The sequence below is a fragment of the Streptococcus pluranimalium genome (genome assembly GCF_047785745.1).
GTDB lineage: Bacteria > Bacillota > Bacilli > Lactobacillales > Streptococcaceae > Streptococcus > Streptococcus pluranimalium_B.
The window spans coordinates 1-1,132 of sequence record NZ_JBLOJT010000201.1 but is presented as its reverse complement, the minus strand read 5'-3'; the positions used below and the strand labels follow the sequence as shown (position 1 = coordinate 1,132).

Genomic DNA, 1,132 nt, shown 5'->3' with positions numbered 1-1,132 from the left:
TTGACTTGATAGTCTTTTATTTATTTTTTAAAACGATTGTTGATGACACGAGTGATTTAACAGTTTATTTCTTGTTATTGACAACTTTACATATATTAGTTGTTGTATGGGCTTATGTTATGTTAAAACGTTATAAAGCAAACTATGGCTTTTTCAATCAACAAAAGAAAATCGCTCTTTTAGTCGCAGTTGCTTCAGTTATAGTAGTTATTCCTCTTTTCATCTTAGGAGAGGATGCTATACCAATGGCAATGCTGTTAATAAATAGTGTTATATTCCTTCTATATCCAAATCAAAATCGTTATATTAGTTAAGAAGGCTAGTAATAAATTAATATTAACTAGTCTGAATGACATATAATCTTTCATAAAAGGAAAATATCTGAAAATCAAGAAAACGTTTAATTAGTTTTCTTGATTTTTATTCGTTAGGAAAGTTTTTTAAGAAGAAAATTTAAACACATAGGGGGTGTTAGATGGTGAGAGATGATTTAAAAATTAGATGAAGAAAATATGACATGATAATTGAGTTTTTATATCGAGACATTATTGCTGATACTATTTGGCGATTTACATTATTTTTATTACTTAATAAAGTAGCAAAGCTTTTCCATTTAGGAAAGTTAGATGACCATTTAGGATTTGGTCATTTTTTTGTCCAAAAAGTAATTAAAATAGAATTATAAAAACAAAGGAGTATGGTATGAGTAAGAAAAATCTAAGTGAAAAAATAATTCTTGTAAGTTTGGTTGCAGGGGGAGTGTTAAGTGGAACAGTTGTGTTAGCAGATTCAAACACAGCAGCTGTCACCATGACAAATGATACAAGTGTGGCATCATCGAATATCTCAGATACCGAAATTAGCACAGAGCCTAAAAGTGACTCTGAGATTGAAAAATTGGCAGAGTCAATTGCAGACAATACAGCAGAGGATAATATCAGCATGGATATTTCCAAAGCTCCAAATACTTTAACTGAATCAAGTACTATATCAGATGATAATATCTCCGTAGATAATACAGAAACTATTGAGAATTCTAATGAATCAATTGTAGATGAGAAAGTAACATTAGCTTCAGATAATACAGTGGATATTGAGCCCGAGGAGTATGAGGAGAATGTTTCTGAGTTTA

The 1,132-nt window shown here is 30.1% G+C and carries 2 protein-coding genes; both read left to right on the top strand.

The window, feature by feature from the left end; genetic code table 11:
* Positions 1–314, top strand: a 314-nt coding sequence (locus ACMZ6U_RS10475; protein WP_416108352.1) for a hypothetical protein, incomplete at its 5' end; no start/stop codon positions are given.
* Positions 315–702: 388 nt separating this feature from the next.
* The coding region (locus ACMZ6U_RS10470; RefSeq protein ID WP_416108351.1) for a hypothetical protein at positions 703–1,132 on the top strand (430 nt) is incomplete at its 3' end.